This window comes from Solitalea canadensis DSM 3403, from assembly GCF_000242635.2.
Classification (GTDB): domain Bacteria; phylum Bacteroidota; class Bacteroidia; order Sphingobacteriales; family Sphingobacteriaceae; genus Solitalea; species Solitalea canadensis.
In genome coordinates this window covers 2445770-2465519 of sequence record NC_017770.1, presented here as the reverse complement: position 1 = coordinate 2465519, position 19750 = coordinate 2445770, and the positions used below count along the sequence as shown (strand labels likewise).

Here is a 19750-nt window from a genome sequence, read left to right as displayed (position 1 = left end):
CAAATATATAGAAATTTATATTTCTGTGTTAACTGAATTAAAATTTTTCATTTTATTAATTATTTAATTCATAATTAATTATTGTTTTTGTTGTTAAAATGACAAACTAGTAATTCTGTATTCATCAAAATGAAAATAAACAATTAGTTTAAATCTTGTCGAATCAATATTTTTGCAGGCTCAATAATCCTTAAATTGAAAACACCTAAGAGCTTAATAATAGTTGCAATTATTGTTTCTGTGGTATTAATGGTGACCAAATTTTTGGCCTATTTTTTAACAGGATCAACCGTAATCTTAACAGATGCCGCTGAAAGTATCGTTAACATTGTAGGAAGCGGGTTTGCGTTCTACAGCATTTACCTTTCGTCGAAACCCCGAGATAAAAATCACCCTTATGGTCATGGTAAAGTAGAGTTTTTTGCCGCAGGAGTAGAGGGTGTGCTCATTTTTGTGGCTGGTATATTAATCTGTGTTAAAGCTTGTTTTGCGATTGTGGCTCCGCAACCGATAAAAGAGCTTGGTTTGGGTTCAATACTTATTGCATCAACCGGATTGGTTAACTATATTCTTGGCTATATTTTAATTAAGAATGGTAAAAAAATTAATTCACTTACACTCGAAGCCGATGGAAAACATTTACAAACAGATGCTTTTAGCAGTTTGGGAGTTATAATAGGTATAGCGCTTATCTATTTCACCAATGTCTTAATTATTGATGGTGTTCTCTCTTTGATGATTGGTGGATATATCATTTTTAACGGCTACAAACTGGTGCGAAAATTCGTAGCAGGATTGATGGATGAAGCTGATTTTGATTTGCTCGAAAAAGTAGTAGCCCAGTTAAATGTAAATCGAAGAAAGGAGTGGATTGACATTCATAACCTTCGTGTACAGCAATACGGAGCTGATATTCATGTCGACTGTCATGTTACTTTGCCTTGGTATTTTGACCTTCAGCGTGTGCATGAAGAAGTTTCATGCATTGATAAAATGGTTGCGAAAGATTCGGAAGGAACGGTAGAATTCTTTATTCATGCTGATCCATGTTTACCTCAGTGTTGTCATTACTGTAAAGTAGAAAACTGTCCTGTTAGAACGGAAGAATACCGTAAGGAAATTGAATGGACTGTTGATATTTTAATGGAAAATCAGAAACATTTTGCTGTTTAGAAAATGGAGAGTTGTGAGTTACGCATTGCGAGTTCTCGATTGTTTTATTAATATTGAAATGTTAGATTAATATTCAACTAATAACCCGCAACCCCAAAAACGTAATTAATTAGAAATGGTAAAAAAATTCAACGTAAGAGTTTACGGAATCCTCATAAATGAAAATAATGAAGTACTGGTAAGCGATGAATTTGAATATGGCATTGAATTCTCTAAGTTTCCCGGAGGTGGATTGGAGTTTGGAGAAGGAACAATTGACGGATTAAAACGTGAGTTTATGGAGGAATGTGGTTGTGAAATTGAAGTGCTGGATCATTTTTATACGACCGACTTTTTTCAGGAATCAATGTTTGGCAGCGGACAACTGATCAGCATTTATTACTTAGTTAGAAATAGCTCTCCTTTAGCCGTCCGAATCTCACAAACGCCTTTTGATTTTAAGGAAAGAATTGAACTATCACAATCATTTCGTTGGCTTTCACTACAAAAAATCAGTCCTGAAGACATGACTTTTCCTATTGATAAACATGTAGTTTCAATGCTTTTAACAAGAATCCAATCATTTTCCAATTAAACTTTTGATGAAGAAAATCTGCATTCTGCTTCTCTTTTTACCTTCTTACTTTCAATCAACAGCCCAAACGATCCGCCAAAAGGTTGATAATAGCTTGTCGGCTTTTATGAAAGATGAACAGTTGAAATATGCCTCAGTAGGAATTACAGTGTTGAATGCTAAAACCAGTGAAGTTGTCTATTCGCGGAACCCTGATATGGGTTTGGCTCCGGCATCTACACTGAAAACAATAACTTCTGTAACGGCATTAAGTTTATTGGGAGAAGATTTTCGTTATAAAACACAAATAGGCTATTCAGGCACAATAGATCATAACGGAACGTTAAATGGTGATTTAATTATTAAAGGTGGAGGAGATCCTACACTGGCTTCCTGGCGATATGAAGATACCAAAGAAGACGTAATCATAAGTATAATTGTTACAGCTGTTAAACAAGCAGGTATTAAACGGATAAATGGCCGCTTAGTAGCTGATGATAGCCTGTTTCCATCACAAACTTTGCCTGACGGTTGGATTTGGCAAGATATAGGTAACTATTATGGAGCAGGAGCATCCGGATTATCATGGCGTGAAAATCAATATGACCTTGTTTTAAAACCGGGAATATCTGTGGGAAGTGATGCTCAGTTAATAAGTTCAAAACCGAAAATGGATTATCTTAAGTTTAAAAATGAACTTAAAACGGGTTCCAAAGGTATCGGAGATGATGCTTATGTGTTTTTACCCCCATACTGTGATTTTGGATATTTAAGAGGAGAGATTGGCATTGATGAAAAAGGCTTAACAATTTCAGGTTCATTGCCAGATCCTGCTTATGAGTGTGCTTATAGAATTAAAGCAGCCCTTGAGCAAAATGCACTTGATTTTAAAATAGACATTACCACTGCCAGACGATTGAAAATTGAAGAGAAATCGGTTCCTGCAATTAGTAAGGTACTAACAGAAATTCAATCACCTTCTTTAGGTAAAATAATATACTGGTTCGATCGTAAAAGCGTAAACCTTTATGGTGAGCATCTTGTTAAAACGATTGCTATGATGCAAGGTAAAGAGGCGTCAACTACAAATGGTATTTCAGTTGAGCAAGATTTCTGGACTAAGCAGGGTATCGATAAAAATGCATTAAATATTGTAGACGGAAGCGGTTTATCTCCTGGTAACAGGATAACTACTTCGGTGATGACTAAGGTATTGCAATATGCTTATCGTCAACCTTGGTTTAATACATTCAATACTTCACTTCCAGATATAAATGGATTGAAAATGAAAGATGGCTATATTAATGGCGTTCGTTCCTATGCCGGGTATGTGAATTCAAAGGATGGAAACACCTATATTTTCTCTTTCATCGTAAATAATTTTACTGGTAGCCCTAAGACTGCCCGGGAGAAAATGTGGAGTGTTATCGACCAGCTAAAATAGATTAGTTGGGTTTTTAAGTTAACTTTTCTGGTTCCTTAAAGTTTAATTCCTTATACAGCATTAGCTATTATTGAATTTTTTTGTTTTCTGTTTGAAGCCCAAAGTCTTTCTAACTATTATTTTTCTCGTAATATTCTCAAAATATTCCTCGGCTCAACAAAATTATCTATTCCTTTCTACTTAATATTTCCTATGAGTATAATCATCCATTTAAAGGGCAAAATTTGCTACCAATGGTTTCGAGAAACAATATAAATTTTCAAGTTTGGATAGTTTCAAGGCCTAAATTTAGATTTAAATTCATGTGAAACTGTAAAGAAAGTGTTAACAACCGGAATGTAATGGTTTTAAGTAGATTCTCATATTCTTTTGTTTGTTAATAGGTTAAGTGGTGTTACTTATGATGTTTAGTTTTTTGAATAAATAATTAAACAACACTTTTGCAGTTTTTCATGTAACCAATGCGTTTTTTAATCGTAAAAAGCCAGGAGCCAAACCATTAAAAGCCAAGCTTTATTTTTCCCGGTCTCACGCATTTTTCATCGATTTTTTAATTTTTGACTTGCCTATGTCATGGCGAAAAAGGTAAAGTATTTCTATAACTCGCATACATTAAAGTACGAAAAAGTAGAACTAAGCGTTAAGAAAAAAGTTCTTAGAGTACTTGGGTATTTAGCAACAGTAACTGTTTTTTCTGTAGTTGCCGTAACTATTGCCTATAATGTAATTGATTCACCGAAAGAGAAGAAACTTAAGCGAGACATTTCACAGCTTAATATGCAGTATGATATCCTAAAAAAAAGGATAAAACAAATGGATATGGTGGTAAGTGATCTGCAAGAGCGTGATAATAATATTTACCGTACCGTTTTTGAATCGGAGCCAATTACATCGGATGAGTGGCAAACTACATTTGCCGGCATTAATAGATATAAAGCACTCGAGTCGGCAAATTTTGGCGCCTTGATGATAGAAACTACCCGTAAACTAGATGAATTGGCTAAAAAAATGTACATTCAATCCAAGTCTTACGATTACCTTGCTAAAGAGGTTAAAAATAAAGATAAATTACTGGCATCAGTGCCAGCCATACAACCAGTGTCTAACAAAGATTTAACAAGAATGGCATCGGGTTATGGATACAGAATTCATCCTATTTATAAAACCCGTAAATTTCATGCGGGAATGGATTTTACTTCACCTACCGGAACACCTATTTATGCAACCGGCGATGGTGTAGTAATAACTGCAGGACAGGAACGTGGATATGGAAATGAAGTGAAAATAAATCATGGCTATGGCTATCAAACGCTTTACGGCCATATGAGTAAGATAGCGGTGAGGGTTGGAAACAGGGTTAAAAGGGGCGAGGTGATTGGTTATGTAGGTAGTACAGGGGCATCAACAGGTCCGCACTGCCATTACGAGGTTCATAAAAACGGACAACCTGTAAACCCGATTAATTTTTACTTTAATGATTTGAGTCCGGCAGAGTACGAAAAAATGCTTGAATTATCATCACGAAATAACCAATCCTTCGATTAAACTATGCCATACAAAGACCGTGAAATAACCAAACTCTACTACACCATTGGCGAAGTCGCTGCTTTGTTCAATGTGAACACCTCTTTAATTCGATTTTGGGAAAAGGAATTCGATATTCTTCAACCAAAGAAAAATAAAAAAGGAAATCGCCTCTTTTCACCAGAAGATTTAGAAAATTTAAGAATCATTTATCATTTGGTGAAAGAAAAAGGCTACACCCTTCAGGGAGCCAAAGATTATTTAAAAGGAAACAAAAATGTTGAAACTGATAAACAAAAGGTTATCGAGTCATTAACAAGTTTGAAATCCTTTTTATTGAAACTTGGCGACGAGCTAAAGGAATAACAATTTTATACTGTCATTGGATACGCTCCATTATCCAATGACAATTTTTTTCATTTATTTTACATTCCCCGGTAACTTTTCAATTGTTTGAAAGTTTAATTTCTAAAAATCACTTTGTGATTTATTAGTAGCTGCTATTTAAACGAAGAACAAACAATGTCTACATCTAATTTAACTATTAAAACAGATTCGTAATTACCATTTCAAATAGTTGAAATCAATAAGGTTAATTTTATTATTTAATCATTCAACTACTTGATTTTCAAAGTTTTTTTGTAATTTAATTGATACGTCAACATCTACTCTTTTATACATGATCAGAAAAATCATACTGGGTGTTTTGTCCGTATCCTTCATTTGCGCAAAAGTATACGGACAAAACTATTTTCAGGGGTCTCGTATCGGAGCGTTGGCGAATGCAGGGGCGAGTATATCGGATCTTTGGAATATTTCGGGAAATCCTGCAGGATTTACTTCTATCCATTCCTTTTCCGCTTCAATTGGGTACGAAAGTCGCTTTTTAAGCAAAGAATTTAGCACTCAATCAGCTATTATCGGATTTCCGGTAAAATCAAACTATTTTGGTTTAAGCTTTAGTTCCTTTGGAGAACAACCATATACCGAAACAACATCTACGCTGAGTTATGCTAAAACCTTCGGTCCCAATTTTTCAGCAGGATTAAAATTTAACTACCACACTGTTTCCATACTTGATTACGGTAATGTAGCAGCCTATACAATAGAAGTAGGCATGCAAGTGAAGGTTTTCCCCGAATTAACCTTAGGGACGCATATCGTTAATCCAACCAGGGAAAAGTTTGGTAACGAATTACAAAATCCATTATTCACCATTTTAAGAGTCGGAGGGCGATATAATTTTAGTCAGCGGACATTTTGGGTTGCTGAGATTGAAAAAACCTTATCATTTGCTCCTGTTTTTAAAACTGCGATCGAATATGGTTTACTTAATGCATTATCACTGCGAGGCGGGGTTCTCACTAACCCATTCAGGGAAACAGCGGGTTTAGGCTTGCATACCGCAAATTTTGCAATGGACCTTGGTGCAATAAGTCATCCAACCTTAGGGTTTTCTTCACAAATGAATCTTGCTTATGCATTCTAAATTAGGGTTGTTTACCTTGTTTTGGTGTTTATTTGCAATTCCAATCTCTTTATACGCTCAACAACAGGAAGTTAATATAGTTGATACTATCATAGAATCTGTGGTTGCTCAGCATGAAACAGAAGAATTAGATATAAATGACCTTGCCAATCAGCTTTATTATTATAAAAGGCATCCATTAAACCTAAATACAGCTTCAAATGAGGAGCTTAAATCACTTTATCTATTAAATGATTTGCAGATCAGTGCGATAAAGGAGCACATTCAAAAGTTTGGAGCGTTAGCAGATGTTGCCGAATTACAAGTTATTGATCTGATTGATAAATCAACCATTCTTCAGTTAAAACCATTTGTATCTGTTATGGCAGTAACAGGTGCCACCTCCTATAAATTCAGCGATTTAGTTCATTTGTCGGATAATGAATTTGTTGTTACGGCCGCAAGTATACTAGAGGATGCTCGAGGGTATAAAGATCACAAATATATAGGAGATAAAATCCGTTTGTATAGCCGTTTGTCCTATAGTTATACAGATAAAATCAAAATGACTTTTCAGGCACATAAGGATGCCGGAGAAGCATTTTTTAATACAAAATTAAAGGGGTTCGATTTCTATACAGGCAATTTGTTTATTAAAGATGCCGGGAGATTAAAGCAATTGGTTATAGGAGATTATAGTTTGCAATTTGGCCAGGGCGTAGCAATGTGGACGGGCTATGCAATGGGAAAAAGTGCAATGACTGTTAACACAGCTAGAATTGGAACAGGTGTTGGAGCTTTCAGATCTTCCAATGAAAATGCTTATTTAAGAGGAGTAGCTGGAAAATTAGCATTTAATAAGAATTTAAGTTTTACACCCTTCGTCTCATTTAGAAGTTTAGATGCAACTCTCCATAAGTCAGATTCTTTATCGTTCGTTTCAGCTTTATTGACTACAGGGTATCATCGAACGGAAACCGAATTAACTAATCAAAAATCGTTAAAGGAACTCCTTTACGGAGGAAATTTATCGGCTCAACTGTTCCGAAAACTAACAATTGGACTTACAGGTTTTCATTTTCAATATGATAAGCCGCTAATTAAGACTGCTCATTTATATAATCAGTTTGAATTTACGGGGAAAGAACAAAGTGCACTTTCATTTTCTTATGGACTGAACTTAAGTAGGTTCTATTTTTATGGAGAAGAAGCCAAATTGATTAATGGTGGCACAGGAACTATAAATGGCGTATTGGTGGCAATTAGCCCCAATTCAACTTTGAGTTTTCTCTATAGAAATTATCAACGAAGTTTTTCAAATCCATTTTCTCAAGCATTTGGAGAATCCGGAAACAATAACAATGAAAGAGGCTTTTATTCGGGTATTAATATTAAGCTAACTCCTAAGATTGAGTGGGCTGGCTATGCAGATCATTTCAATTTTCCCTGGCTTAAATACAGGGTTGATGCTCCAACAAATGGCTATGGACTATTTTCAATGATCTGTTATGTACCCAATAGAAAAGCAAAATTTGAATTAAGGTTTACTAAGCAAGAAAAGGATATTAATCAAACCCAAAGTGAATCAACAATAACTTCGGTTGTAACCGACACCAGAAAAAATTATCGATTTTCATTTGAGTACGATATCAGTCAGGGCTTTAGTTTGGGGAATAAAATTGATTATGTCACTTTCCAAGAATCGAAGAACCCATTGGAAAGTGGTTTTGCCATGTCATTTAATTTGGCCCTCCAAAACCGTACTAAGCGTTTAGGGATTGAATCAAGGTACACACTATTTGATACAGATTCCTATAACTCCAGGTTGTATGCTGCGGAAAAGGACATTTTATATTCTTATTCTTCGGCCATGTATCAAAATGCCGGAACTCGTTTTTATGTGAATTTAAAAGCTATTCCAATCAAGAGTTTAACCTTTTGGCTAAGGTATAGTGTCTACTCTTATAGAAATGTTGAACAATTGGGATCTGGCTATGATGTAATTGATGGGAATAAAAAATCGGAGGTTAAAGCACAAATGAGGTATGCATTTTAAGTAAATGAAAAGAAAAATTATTCCTTATGATCCTAAGTTGAAATTATTAGCCAGAAGGCTTAGAAACGACAGCACCTTGGCTGAAGTGTTATTGTGGAATGAACTCAAGTTAAGGCCATATAATTATGATTTTCATCGACAGAAACCTTTGCTGTGTTATATAGTAGATTTCTATTGTCATGAATTGAATCTGGCAATAGAAGTGGATGGATTTTCTCATTATCATGAGCATTCTTTAGCACATGATGTTAAAAGAGAAATAGAATTAAACGAAGTAGGGGTTAAAGTACTTCGGTTTGATGATGATGAGGTGCTAAAGGATATTGAAAATGTTGTGAGAACGATTGAAATATGGATTGAGGAAAATGTATGCAATAAAATGAATAAATAAAAGACACACCCCTAACCCCTCTCAAGAGGGGAACTCCGACAGTGCTTACTCATAGTTTTAACACATAATTGTTATGCGATTTAAGAATATTAAATCAACGAAGTTGATTCAAGGTTCCCCTCTTGAGAGGGGTTAGGGGTGTGTTATACGATAAGAATAAAATCAAACAAATGAGCAGTTTACGTCTCCAAACCCGACAGCTAACTTTTTTAAGAATACTATTCCCATTTTTAGCAGGAGTCACAGTAAGTCTATTTAGCTCACTATCGATATCTTTTAATGTACTGCTATTATTAATAGCCTTGGTTGTTTTGGGTTTTATCACATTTAATAACAAGCAGATCAATCAAACAACCTGGAAGAAATATAAAGGAAAACTGATAAACGTATCCTTTTTTATTGTTGGTTTGGTGGGAACTGGATTGCATAATGAACTGATGAGTTCGGAGCATTTTACCAAGAAAACTGCCACCTCATTTGTAATTTATGTAAATGATGTCCCAATACGAAAAGGGAAGCAGGTGAAATTTAATGCAAAAGTAGTTAAGGTAAATAAGAAGGAAAGGCTGTCAGATTGTTCTGGCAATTTGCTGGTAACTTTAGAAACAACTGATTCTGTTGGCTACGGTACCTATTTGTTAATCCCTTCCAAATATAAATTAATGGATCCTCCCCAAAATCCATATGAATTTGACTACAAACAATACCTGGGTTTTAAAAACATTCATTACCAAACTTATTTAAAGAAAAGTGAGTTCAGGATTATTCCGGTAGAACCCAAACACAACTTAACCTATTATGCCTTAAAGCTTCGCGAAAAATGTGTACAACGATTTAATAAATACATTACTGAAAGGGAAAATGCTGGAATTGTTTCCGCATTTTTATTGGGTTACAGAGCCGATTTAAGTCCCGATATTGTAAATGCCTTTACCAATACAGGCACAGTTCACATTCTATCAGTATCCGGATTACATGTTGGCATTATCTACATAGTAATTAATTACTTGCTTGGTTTTTTGGATAAAGTCAAAGGAGGTAGGTATATAAAAGTTCTTTTAACACTGCTACTTACCTGGTTTTATGCATCAATAACCGGGTTTTCTCCGGCAGTTTGTCGGGCAGCATTTATGATCAGTATCATTGCAACAGCTCAGGGATTTAACAGGTATACCAATATTTATAATTCAATAGCAGTTTCATTATTCTTTTTGCTGTTATTCAATCCTTATTTATTGGTTGATGTGGGTTTTCAGTTATCGTACTTAGCTGTTTTGGGCATTATCTATTTTCAACCCAAGATTTATCGATGGATAAAACTTGACAATTGGCTGCTGAATCAACTATGGTTAATGTCGAGTGTTTCCATTGCTGCTCAATTGGTTACATTTCCATTGTCAGTTTACTATTTTCATCAATTCCCTAATTATTTTCTGGTTGCTAATATTTTAATAATTCCTCTGGCAAGTATTATTCTTTATGGTGGAATTTTATTATTGCTCGTTTCACCCGTTTCAATTTTGGGGTCGGGAGTAGGGTGGGCTCTTTCAAATGTGATTTCACTAATGAATCTCATACTATATAAATTGAGTCATTTACCCTTTGCTATTTTTCAAAACTTAATGATTGATGAGTTTCAGCTGACCATTATGGTCGTAGCTATAGTCATTTTAGGTTATTTAATGATTTCAAGAAAAACGCTATTGAAACTTTCTTTTTTAGCTTGTATGACTGCGTTATGTTGTTCGTTTGCGTTTAAAAGCTACCATTCATCAAAACAAAAAGAAATGATCGTTTTTGCGTTAAAGAGTACAACGGCAATGGGATTTACGGATGGTCAAACATTATATCTTTATGCCGACAGCGTTTTACCCGAAAAACAGTTCAACTTTTCAATTCAACCGTACATTTTACATTTAGGAATAAAATCGGTTCAGTATCTCCAAAAGAAGAGCGAGAATGTTCATTTATTAAAGCAATATAATTTCATTCAATTTTATAATTTGCGTATCGGAGTAATTGATTCTAAATTTCGACCTTATGAAGTAAACAAGAAATTAAAAGTCGATTACCTGTTAATATCCGGTAAACATAAAGTTGATCCTAAACAGCTATTGCAACTGTTTGATACAAAATGTATTGTGATCGATAATTCGGTTCCGGAATACAGGGCTACTCAGATTCAGGAACAATGTAAAATACTGGGTAAGGATATAGTTAATATACATCAATCTCAAGCATTAAGAATTTCTATTTAATGGAACTGATCAATTATAAAGTCGAAAACAGAATTGCTTTTATTACGTTGAGCCGTGCTGAAAAACGCAATGCGTTAAATGAGGAAATGGTTCAGCAGTTAAAACAAGCATTTTATAAAGCAGAAAAAGATAAGGATGTAAAGATTATTGTTTTAGAAGCGGAAGGGGATGTGTTTAGTGCAGGTGCAGACCTAGCCTATCTTCAGCAACTTCAACAGAATTCTGCCGCTGAAAACCTTGCCGACAGTCACCAGTTGCGCGAACTGTTTGCAGCGATTTACTTTTCACAAAAAATAACCATTGCAAAGGTACAAGGACATGCCATTGCGGGAGGATGTGGCTTGATAACCGTGTGCGATTTTGTGTTTGCAGCTCCTGAAGCTCAGTTTGGTTACACCGAAGTTAAAATAGGTTTTGTTCCGGCTATAGTTGCCTTATTTTTGATCAGGAAAATTGGAGAAGGCAAAGCTCGCGATTTATTATTAAGTGGGCGGCTGATTACGGCTTCAGAAGCCAAAGAGTTTGGACTGATTAATTACTTAGTAACCAAACATCAGTTAGCTGAAGAGGTCAGACTTTTTGCCGAAAAACTGAGTAACGAAACATCAGCAAATTCTATTGCCTACACCAAAGATCTTATTCAGAAGGTTCAGCAAATGAAGTCAGAAGAAGCATTAGTTTATGCCGCAGAAACCAATGCTCATATTCGTTCAACCGAAGATTTTAAAAAAGGTGTTAATTCTTTCTTGACAAAAACTAAGCTAAAATGGTAAAAGAATCATTATCAACGCATCAGTTTCTTTTCATAAAGTTCGATCCATTGATCAGTTGTCATTTTTGATGCTAGCTCACCGATCAATTCAAATGGAATTTGATCCATTTTTTTGAAACGGACACAGCTTTTGCCCATATCCAGTTTGAGTGTACTATGTTTAGTATATTCGCTTGTAAACCAGTCTAATAATTCATTATCCATATACATTCCCATATGATAAATGGCCACAAAGTTTTTTTGTGAGGCAATACTCATAAAGGGAAGCGGCAGTTCTGGTGCACAATGATACCCGGCTGGATATAGCGAATGTGGAACTATATAGCCAAGCATGCCATAGGACATGGCTTCTTCAAAACCTGCCGGAAGATTTTGATGAATAGCAGCTCTTAATTTTGAAAGTGCTGTTTTACGATCTTCCGGTAGGGATTCGATATATTCTTGTGGAGTTTTAGCGTTTGATTGCATAATTTAATATTGCTCAGATTTTTCCAATACTATCAAATTAATTCCTTTTCCAACTCATTTAACCAATTTTGATAGAGTGCCGATTCAATCGCAATAGCTTTTTGTCCATGCGATTCCCAGTCGTCAGAGAACTTTTTCAGTTGATTGATCATTTCTTCCAAATGTCCTTCCTCTTCTAAAATAATTGATTTCACATTTACTTTGCTACCCGTAAGATCTAATGCATCCTGGTAGATTGGATAAATTTCATCCGCTCTTACTTCGATAGCATAGGTTACCAATAAGTAAGCTGCAAATTTTAGTTCTTCACCTTTTAATCTCAATTCATCCTTTAGGTACCTGCAAACTTCGATATCCAATGAATTTAGGTAAGTATAGCTTGCTTGTGGCGCTAATAAATGGTCATTATTATAGTCTGGACAAAGCGCTTCATCAATTTTACCGATTTGCTTTTTAAGGTAATAAGCATGACGAGCTTCTTCAGCAGCATGTTTTAAAACAATGAGCGTTACATCCTTTTTATGTTCACAAGCTGAAATTTTACGTGCCCCGGTATTTTCCATCATCGAAAGTGTGTTTAACCATTTGGCGTGCACTTCAGGTTGCTGTGTTATTTTGGATACAATTTTTTCGAGTTGCATAAAAGATTGGTTTAGGGTGGCAAAGTTAAAAGTATTTTTTACCGCTAAGACGCAGAGACGCTAAGTTTTTTCTTTATAAATCAGAAGTTTTTACTTTGTGCCTTCGTGTGTTTGCGGTTTATTAAAGTATTTTTTACCGCTAAGACGCAGAGACGCTAAGTTTTTTCTTTACAAATCAGAAGTTTTTACTTTGCGCCTTCGTGTCTTTGCGGTTTATTAAAGTATTTTTTACCGCTAAGATGCAGAGACGCTAAGTTTTTTCTTTACAAATCAGAAGTTTTTACTTTGTGCCTTCGTGTCTTTGCGGGTTATTAAAATTTTTCTAATGCCTCTTCAATCTTGCCGTACACAAAATCAAGTTCAGCAGTTGTAATGCAGTAGGGAGGTAATAGGTAAAGAACATTGCCCATTGGGCGCATAATGATCTTGTTTTCAAGAAAAAAGTTGTACAGCTTGTCCCTTACTTCATTGAAATAGGAAGTGTTTTCACCGTAATTCCACTCCATCGCCAAAATGGTTCCTTGTTGGCGTATGTCAAATAATTTAGCATGCCCAACTATCTTGTTTTTGAACACCGAATGCTTTTCGCAGATCATTTCAATTTGTTTCATAGTTTCTTCTTTTAAAAGAAGATCCAAACTTGCTAAAGAAGCTGCACAGGCAACAGGATTAGCTGTAAAGGAATGTCCGTGGAAAAGTGTTTTTAATTTATCATCCGATAAGAAACGGTCATAAATAGCTTGCGAACACGAAGTAATTCCTAAAGGCATAGTTCCGCCAGTTAACCCTTTTGAAAAACATATCATATCAGGCTGTTCGGTCAAATAATTGCAGGCAAACAGCTTACCAGTACGACCAAAGCCGGTCATTACTTCATCGGCAATTACAAGAATATTCTGCTCTTTACAAAAACGAATTAATTCATCTAAAGGAGCCGCCTCATACATGATCATGCCGCCTGCACCTTGTACTAAAGGTTCAAAAATGAAAGAGGAGATATGATCACTTAGATTTGAGATATGGGATTTTAGATTGGAGAGATTTTCCGGAGTAGGAAGATCAATGTATTCTACATCAAATAAAAGACTTTCAAACGCATTGGTAAAAGCGCTTCGGGCACTTACCGACATAGCACCGAATGTATCGCCGTGATAGGAGTTGTTAAAAGCAAGTACTTTCTTTTTAGAAATTCCCGAATTATGCCAGTATTGAAAGGCCATTTTTAATGCCACTTCAACAGCGGTTGAACCATTATCTGAATAGAATATTTTTTGCTGATTATCAGGAATTATCGCCAATAAACGTTCAGCTAATTCAACAGCCGTAGGGTGTGTAAATCCAGCAAAAATCACATGTTCTAAGGTATGTAATTGCTCAGAAACCTTTTGAGCGATATAAGAGTGTGAGTGTCCGTGGATATTTACCCACCATGAAGCCACCACATCCATGTAACGATTTCCATGCTCATCAATTAAATATAATCCTTCGCCTCTTACAATTGGAATAGGGGCAGAGGCGGTTTTCATTTGAGTATATGGGTGCCATATGGCTTTAAGGTCACGTTTAACTAAATTCATGCTAAAAATTTTATTAACCACAAAGGCACAAAGGCGCTAAGAGATTTTCAGTTCAATTGTTGTCAAAAGGCAAAGATTATTATTTTTCATTTAGCTTTTGCCTTCCAATTCAAACAGTTATTTTTGAGGCTTATTAAAAATCGAAAAAGGCGCTAACACACAAAGACAATAGCCTTCGTGTGTTAGCGCCTTAGCGGTTAAAAATATCAAATTATACATTTCATGGATTCCAGATCTATACGTAAAGCATTTTTAGACTTTTTTGAAAGTAAAGGACATAAAATTGTTCCTTCGGCACCATTGGTGGTTAAAAACGATCCGACCCTAATGTTCGTTAACTCAGGTATGGCACCTTTTAAGGATATTTTCTTAGGTGTTTCTCCGGTTAAGTTTCCTCGTGTCGCCGATACGCAAAAATGTCTTCGCGTTTCTGGTAAACATAATGACTTGGAAGAAGTAGGTATCGATACCTATCACCATACGTTGTTTGAAATGTTGGGTAACTGGAGCTTTGGCGACTATTTCAAAAAAGAAGCTATTCAGTGGGCTTGGGAATTATTGACGGAAGTTTATAAGTTACCTAAAGATCGTTTGTATGTGACTGTTTTTGAAGGTGATGCTAAAGAAAACTTAGCGCCCGACAACGAAGCCTTAGAAATTTGGAAAAAATATATTGCCGCAGATCGTATCCTCTACGGAAATAAAAAAGATAACTTCTGGGAAATGGGCGACCAGGGACCTTGTGGCCCATGTTCTGAAATTCACATCGATTTAAGAAGTGAGGAAGAACGCGCTCAGAAGGATGGTAAGGAACTGGTAAATAATGACCATCCGCAAGTTGTTGAGATTTGGAACAACGTATTTATGGAGTTTAACCGTAAAGCCGATGGTTCATTGGAAAAACTTCCTGCTCAACATGTGGATACCGGAATGGGTTTTGAACGTTTATGTATGGCGTTGCAGCAAAAACGATCAAACTATGATACCGATGTGTTCCAGCCAATGATTCAGTTCATCGCGTCACAATGTGGAATTGCTTATGGTAAAGTCGAAAAAACGGATATTGCTATGCGTGTAATGGCAGATCATATTCGTGCAATCGCCTTCACCATTACCGATGGACAATTACCGTCAAATACAGGAGCAGGTTATGTAATCCGTCGTATTTTGCGCCGTGCGGTTCGTTATTCTTATACATTCCTAAACTTTAAGGAGCCCTTCTTGTACAAGCTGGTTGCATTATTGGCAGAACAGTTTGACGGGGTTTTCAACGAATTGAAAGAGCAAAAATCATTTGTTGAAAAGGTGGTAAAAGAAGAAGAAGCATCTTTCTTACGTACACTTGCAGGAGGTATCCAACGTTTTGAAAAATACATTGCTGATCATAAAGAGATTGAAGGTGAATTCGCTTTCGAATTATATGATACGTATGGCTTTCCTATCGATTTAACTCAATTGTTGGCTCGCGAAAGTAAGCTAAACGTTGACATGGATGGCTTCAATAAAGCATTGGAAGCGCAGAAAAATCGTTCTCGTGCAGCTACTGCAATTGATACCGGCGACTGGGTGCTAGTAAGTGAAGATAAAGAAACGGAATTCTTAGGGTATGATCAGTTAGAAACTGAAGTGCATATTTTAAAATACCGTAAGATTAAAGCGAAAGGTAAAGAGCAATACCAGTTAGTATTGGATAAAACTCCTTTCTATGCTGAAGGTGGTGGACAAGTAGGAGATACCGGTGTATTAGAAAATGCAAATGAATTGGTTCGAATCAATGACACCAAAAAAGAAAATAACCTGATTGTTCATTTTACGGACGAATTACCGGAAGACTTAACGAAGGCATTTGTTGCTAAGGTTGATACAGATAAACGTAGAGATACGGCTAATAATCACTCTGCAACGCACTTACTACATGCTGCCTTAAAACGCGTTTTAGGTGATCACGTGAATCAAAAAGGTTCATTGGTGAATGAAGAATATTTGCGTTTTGACTTTTCACACTTCGCTAAAGTAACTGATGAAGAAATTGCCGCAATTGAGAAAATTGTAAACGAAAAAATTCGCGAGAACATAAAGCTGGACGAACAACGAAAAGTTCCATTCCAACAAGCGATTGATTCTGGTGTAACTGCCTTGTTTGGTGAAAAATATGGTGATTTTGTGCGTGTGATTACCTTTGATCCTTCTTATTCAAAAGAGCTTTGTGGAGGTATTCACGTGCCGGCAACCGGTCAAATTGGTTCGTTTAAAATCGTTGCCGAAAGCGCTGTAGCTGCAGGTGTTCGTCGTATTGAAGCGATTACTGCCACCAAAGCAGAAGAATTATATAATCAGCAGCAAGCGATCGTTAACGAAGTAAAAACGTTATTGAAAAATCCTAAAGATGTTGTCAAAGGATTAGAAAATGTTTTAGAAGAAAATAATCGTTTGCGTAAAGAACTGGAGCAAATGATCATTCAGAAAGCGTCAATGCTTAAAGATGATCTTGTTAAAAAAGCAGAGTCCATCAATGGAGTAAACTTCATCGCTACTAGAGTAGATATTCCATCTGCCGAAGCGATTAAGAATCTTTCGTTTGAAATGCGTGAGAAGTTAAATGATTTGTTCCTTGTTATAGCTGCTGAAATTGACGGAAAGCCAAGTATTTCAGTAATTATCTCTGATAGCCTGGTTCAAGATAAAAAATTAAATGCTTCTCAGATCGTTCGCGAGTTAGGGAAAGAGATCCAGGGAGGTGGGGGCGGACAGCCATTCTACGCAACTGCAGGAGGTAAAGATGCATCAGGCTTAGATAGAGCGCTAGAAAAAGCCAAGCAATATCTTTCTTAAAAAATAACCACATCGAGTGTTACATATCTGGTAATACGATCGTAGTAATAAGTATAAGGTAGTCCGGTTTACCCAGACTACTTTTTTATTTGATGCAGTCATTGCTTAAATTTAGTAAGTATCAAGTCGAAAATTTATTTACACTTAATATTATGAAAGTAAAATTCACGCTCGTTGCAATGTTTGCAATTTTTGCCTTTTTAGGATTTGGATGTAACACGATGAAAAGTTCCGGATTAGTAACCCCTGAAAATGTAAACCAATTAGTTGGCAGCAAATGGAACTTATCTCAACTAATGTCGAATGGTAGTGCCATTGATATTTCAAAAGGAAAGCCAGCCTTTATTGAATTTAATAAAGACGATAGCAGGGTAAGCGGATCATTAGGCTGCAATAATTTTACCGGTGGATATAAGTTTGAAGAAGGAAAACTGAAATTTGGCCCGTTAGCAAGCACTAAAATGATGTGTACTGAAATGGCCGTTGAAGACGCTCTTTCTAAAGCCTTAAATGACGCTACTGACGTAAAATTAAACGGTGAAAAATTACAGCTGTTTAAAGGAAGCGACTTATTGGCTTCGTTTACTAAATAGTTTTTTTGGATTACACTGATTATTGGATTGATTACACCGATTTTTTATTACTCAGGTATTTATAGATTATCGACGGATTATTTAATGATTACGATTAGTAATTTCTTGAATCAATTAAAGATCAACTAATCTTAAAATCTATTCAAAAATCGGTGTAATCAATCCAATGTAATCAATAATCAGTGTAATCATAAAAATATTATTAAGCCTATAAGTACTGCAATAACTACTGTAAACAGTACCGCTCCTGCGGCAATATCCTTTATTAAACCGATCTTTGCATTTTTTTCCGGGCTAACAACATCGGCCATTTTTTCGATAGCTGTATTTATCATCTCAGCAGAAATAACCAATCCAATTGCCAAGAGTAACATACACCACTCAATGGAGCTAACATTGAAATAGAAACCTGCAATAATGACGATAATGGTAATTAAAAGATGGATTTTAGCATTGGGTTCATTTAAAAACAAAAACTTCAATCCTTTATAGGCATAACCAAAACTTTTCAGGCGAGCTTTGAAGGAGTGATCTTTTTCTATTTTCATGAGGGTAACAGTTCTTTTTAGGTAGAAACCCTTAGGTTAGTTTATGATGAGGCAACGAAAAGCTAAATGTACTGCCTTTACCTAGTTCACTCATCGTCCATATTTTTCCGCCATTGCGTTCAATAAAATCTTTGCAGAGAATAAGTCCCAAACCGGTGCCAACCTCATTAGCCGTACCTTTGGTTGAAAAATGATCCATGCTAAACAATTTCATTTGATTTTCGCGACTAATACCAACCCCATTATCTTCAACTGAAAAAACCATTGCATCGCCGTCTTTTCGCGAATTAATTTTTATGCGTCCACCTTGTCTCGTAAACTTAATTGCATTCGAAAGTAAATTTCTGATTACCACCTTTATCATGTTAATATCGGCATAAGCGATACTGTTCTCAGAAAGTTTATTTTCAATGATAATATTTTTGGCGTCAGCCTCAGGTCTTAGCAAGTGTAAAAATTCATCCACTAAGTTGTTCAACTCTATTTGTTTGGCTTCAACCCGTAAACCCAACATTTGGCTGTTCGACCAATAAAGTAGGTTATCAAGCAGCTGAAGGTTATGACGTACGCGTTCGGTTACTTCCATCGATAATTCTTTAAACTCATCAACCTCTATTAAACGATCGTTAAAAAGATTCAACAGACCTTGCAAGGATGTTAGTGGGCCACGCAAATCATGTGAAATAATCGAAAATACCTTAATCTTAATTAAATCTTGGTTTTCAAGATTTTTGTATTGTTTACTAATGAGTTTGTTTTGTTGCGTAATTTCTGTCCTCTGTATTTCTGCTTTTTTCTTTCGTATTCATAGTTTCGTTTTATGGCCAAAACAATGGTTAGAATACTGACAATCACAATGATGTAGCTTCCGGCAAGATCAAGGAAGCGGGCTTTCCTGCTATAATAAGGTGCAACAAGTTCCGGATGCAAGTATTCAAGTAAAAACAATAATAGTGTAAATGCAATACAGGTGAATATCCATAAGTATTGATATTTTACATTGATAATGCTGATAAAAACGATCAGGAAGAAAGTAATAATATAAATCACTGGCCCATCAACACCTCCATTATAAAACCAACCCAAGCCTAAGCTTATATAACAAATTATTAAAAAAGTAATTAAAGTAGACTGAAATTGCTGTTTAAACCGGGAGAAATAATACAAGATAAGCAATCCACATTCGGCAATAATGATCACAATATTAAGCCTATAATCGATCTGATTAATAACATTCAGGACAATTCCCCCAAACGCAATTAAGATGGTAACGATACAGGTAATATTGAAAATCCGATTTTCAAGAGAAAAACGTTTGCTTTCACCTGATATGGCGTTAAAGAATTGGTTAAAAAATCTGCTTAACATTTAAGTTTTAAAAGAATTCGGTGCTGGTCCTACTGCTTGCAATATAATTATTTTCTGAGAGGATTCATTTACCTAAAAATCAAT

The 19750-nt window shown here is 35.7% G+C and carries 18 protein-coding genes; 12 read left to right on the top strand and 6 right to left on the bottom strand.

From position 1 onward, the window contains the following. Positions 1 to 195: 195 nt before the first annotated feature. The 10 genes from SOLCA_RS10220 (at position 196) to SOLCA_RS10175 (ending at position 11640) form a co-directional block, all read left to right on the top strand. Positions 196 to 1173, top strand: coding sequence for a cation diffusion facilitator family transporter (locus SOLCA_RS10220; protein WP_042479634.1), 978 nt, complete (start codon positions 196 to 198; stop codon positions 1171 to 1173). Positions 1174 to 1288: 115 nt separating this feature from the next. Then, a complete protein-coding gene (locus tag SOLCA_RS10215) occupies positions 1289 to 1747 on the top strand; it encodes an NUDIX hydrolase (protein WP_014680370.1) in 459 nt (152 codons plus the stop codon). A gap of 7 nt (positions 1748 to 1754) precedes the next feature. Beyond that, positions 1755 to 3170, top strand: a complete 1416-nt coding sequence (gene dacB, locus SOLCA_RS10210) for a D-alanyl-D-alanine carboxypeptidase/D-alanyl-D-alanine endopeptidase (protein WP_014680369.1) — start codon at positions 1755 to 1757, stop codon at positions 3168 to 3170. Positions 3171 to 3743: 573 nt separating this feature from the next. After that, positions 3744 to 4715, top strand: coding sequence for a M23 family metallopeptidase (locus SOLCA_RS10205; protein ID WP_014680368.1), 972 nt, complete (start codon positions 3744 to 3746; stop codon positions 4713 to 4715). A 3-nt stretch (positions 4716 to 4718) separates the two neighbouring features. Next, the gene (locus SOLCA_RS10200) at positions 4719 to 5060 is read left to right on the top strand and encodes a MerR family transcriptional regulator (RefSeq protein ID WP_014680367.1); all 342 of its coding nucleotides are present in this window, start codon (positions 4719 to 4721) and stop codon (positions 5058 to 5060) included. Positions 5061 to 5373: 313 nt separating this feature from the next. Then, the gene (locus tag SOLCA_RS10195) at positions 5374 to 6183 is read left to right on the top strand and encodes a hypothetical protein (protein WP_014680366.1); all 810 of its coding nucleotides are present in this window, start codon (positions 5374 to 5376) and stop codon (positions 6181 to 6183) included. Next, positions 6173 to 8218: a ComEA family DNA-binding protein gene (locus SOLCA_RS10190; RefSeq protein WP_014680365.1), complete on the top strand. Its 2046-nt coding sequence runs from the start codon at positions 6173 to 6175 to the stop codon at positions 8216 to 8218. Before SOLCA_RS10195 ends, SOLCA_RS10190 begins: the two co-directional genes overlap by 11 nt. A 4-nt stretch (positions 8219 to 8222) precedes the next feature. Further along, positions 8223 to 8609 carry an endonuclease domain-containing protein gene (locus SOLCA_RS10185; protein ID WP_014680364.1) on the top strand — a complete coding sequence of 129 codons (387 nt, stop codon included), beginning with the start codon at positions 8223 to 8225 and terminating at the stop codon, positions 8607 to 8609. A 170-nt stretch (positions 8610 to 8779) separates the two neighbouring features. Further along, positions 8780 to 10867: a ComEC/Rec2 family competence protein gene (locus SOLCA_RS10180; protein ID WP_014680363.1), complete on the top strand. Its 2088-nt coding sequence runs from the start codon at positions 8780 to 8782 to the stop codon at positions 10865 to 10867. Then, positions 10867 to 11640 carry an enoyl-CoA hydratase/isomerase family protein gene (locus SOLCA_RS10175; RefSeq protein WP_014680362.1) on the top strand — a complete coding sequence of 258 codons (774 nt, stop codon included), beginning with the start codon at positions 10867 to 10869 and terminating at the stop codon, positions 11638 to 11640. Before SOLCA_RS10180 ends, SOLCA_RS10175 begins: the two co-directional genes overlap by 1 nt. Before the next feature lie 11 nt (positions 11641 to 11651). Here the strand turns inward: SOLCA_RS10175 and SOLCA_RS10170 are convergent, their stop codons facing one another. The 3 genes from SOLCA_RS10170 to bioA form a co-directional block, all read right to left on the bottom strand. Further along, positions 11652 to 12107, bottom strand: a complete 456-nt coding sequence (locus SOLCA_RS10170; RefSeq protein ID WP_014680361.1) for a DUF1801 domain-containing protein — start codon at positions 12105 to 12107, stop codon at positions 11652 to 11654. A gap of 32 nt (positions 12108 to 12139) precedes the next feature. After that, entirely contained in the window at positions 12140 to 12748 is a 609-nt protein-coding gene (locus tag SOLCA_RS10165) for a hypothetical protein (protein WP_014680360.1), read from the bottom strand. Positions 12749 to 13059: 311 nt separating this feature from the next. Then, complete coding sequence (bioA, locus tag SOLCA_RS10160) at positions 13060 to 14325, bottom strand: adenosylmethionine--8-amino-7-oxononanoate transaminase (protein WP_014680359.1); 1266 nt, start codon at positions 14323 to 14325, stop codon at positions 13060 to 13062. Positions 14326 to 14547: 222 nt separating this feature from the next. On the opposite strand from bioA, the gene alaS reads away from it, so the two are divergent. After that, on the top strand, positions 14548 to 17157 hold the full coding sequence (alaS, locus tag SOLCA_RS10155) for an alanine--tRNA ligase (RefSeq protein ID WP_014680358.1): 2610 nt from the start codon (positions 14548 to 14550) through the stop codon (positions 17155 to 17157). A 152-nt stretch (positions 17158 to 17309) separates the two neighbouring features. After that, positions 17310 to 17750: an META domain-containing protein gene (locus tag SOLCA_RS22325; protein ID WP_014680357.1), complete on the top strand. Its 441-nt coding sequence runs from the start codon at positions 17310 to 17312 to the stop codon at positions 17748 to 17750. A 188-nt stretch (positions 17751 to 17938) separates the two neighbouring features. Here the strand turns inward: SOLCA_RS22325 and SOLCA_RS10145 are convergent, their stop codons facing one another. The 3 genes from SOLCA_RS10145 to SOLCA_RS10135 are packed head-to-tail and all read right to left on the bottom strand — an operon-like array spanning position 17939 to position 19666. Beyond that, positions 17939 to 18298: a diacylglycerol kinase family protein gene (locus tag SOLCA_RS10145; RefSeq protein ID WP_014680356.1), complete on the bottom strand. Its 360-nt coding sequence runs from the start codon at positions 18296 to 18298 to the stop codon at positions 17939 to 17941. 31 nt (positions 18299 to 18329) lie between these two features. Continuing rightward, positions 18330 to 18986, bottom strand: coding sequence for a sensor histidine kinase (locus tag SOLCA_RS10140; protein WP_407635815.1), 657 nt, complete (start codon positions 18984 to 18986; stop codon positions 18330 to 18332). Between the two features lie 20 nt (positions 18987 to 19006). Continuing rightward, positions 19007 to 19666, bottom strand: coding sequence for a hypothetical protein (locus SOLCA_RS10135; RefSeq protein ID WP_042479624.1), 660 nt, complete (start codon positions 19664 to 19666; stop codon positions 19007 to 19009). Positions 19667 to 19750 lie beyond the last annotated feature (84 nt).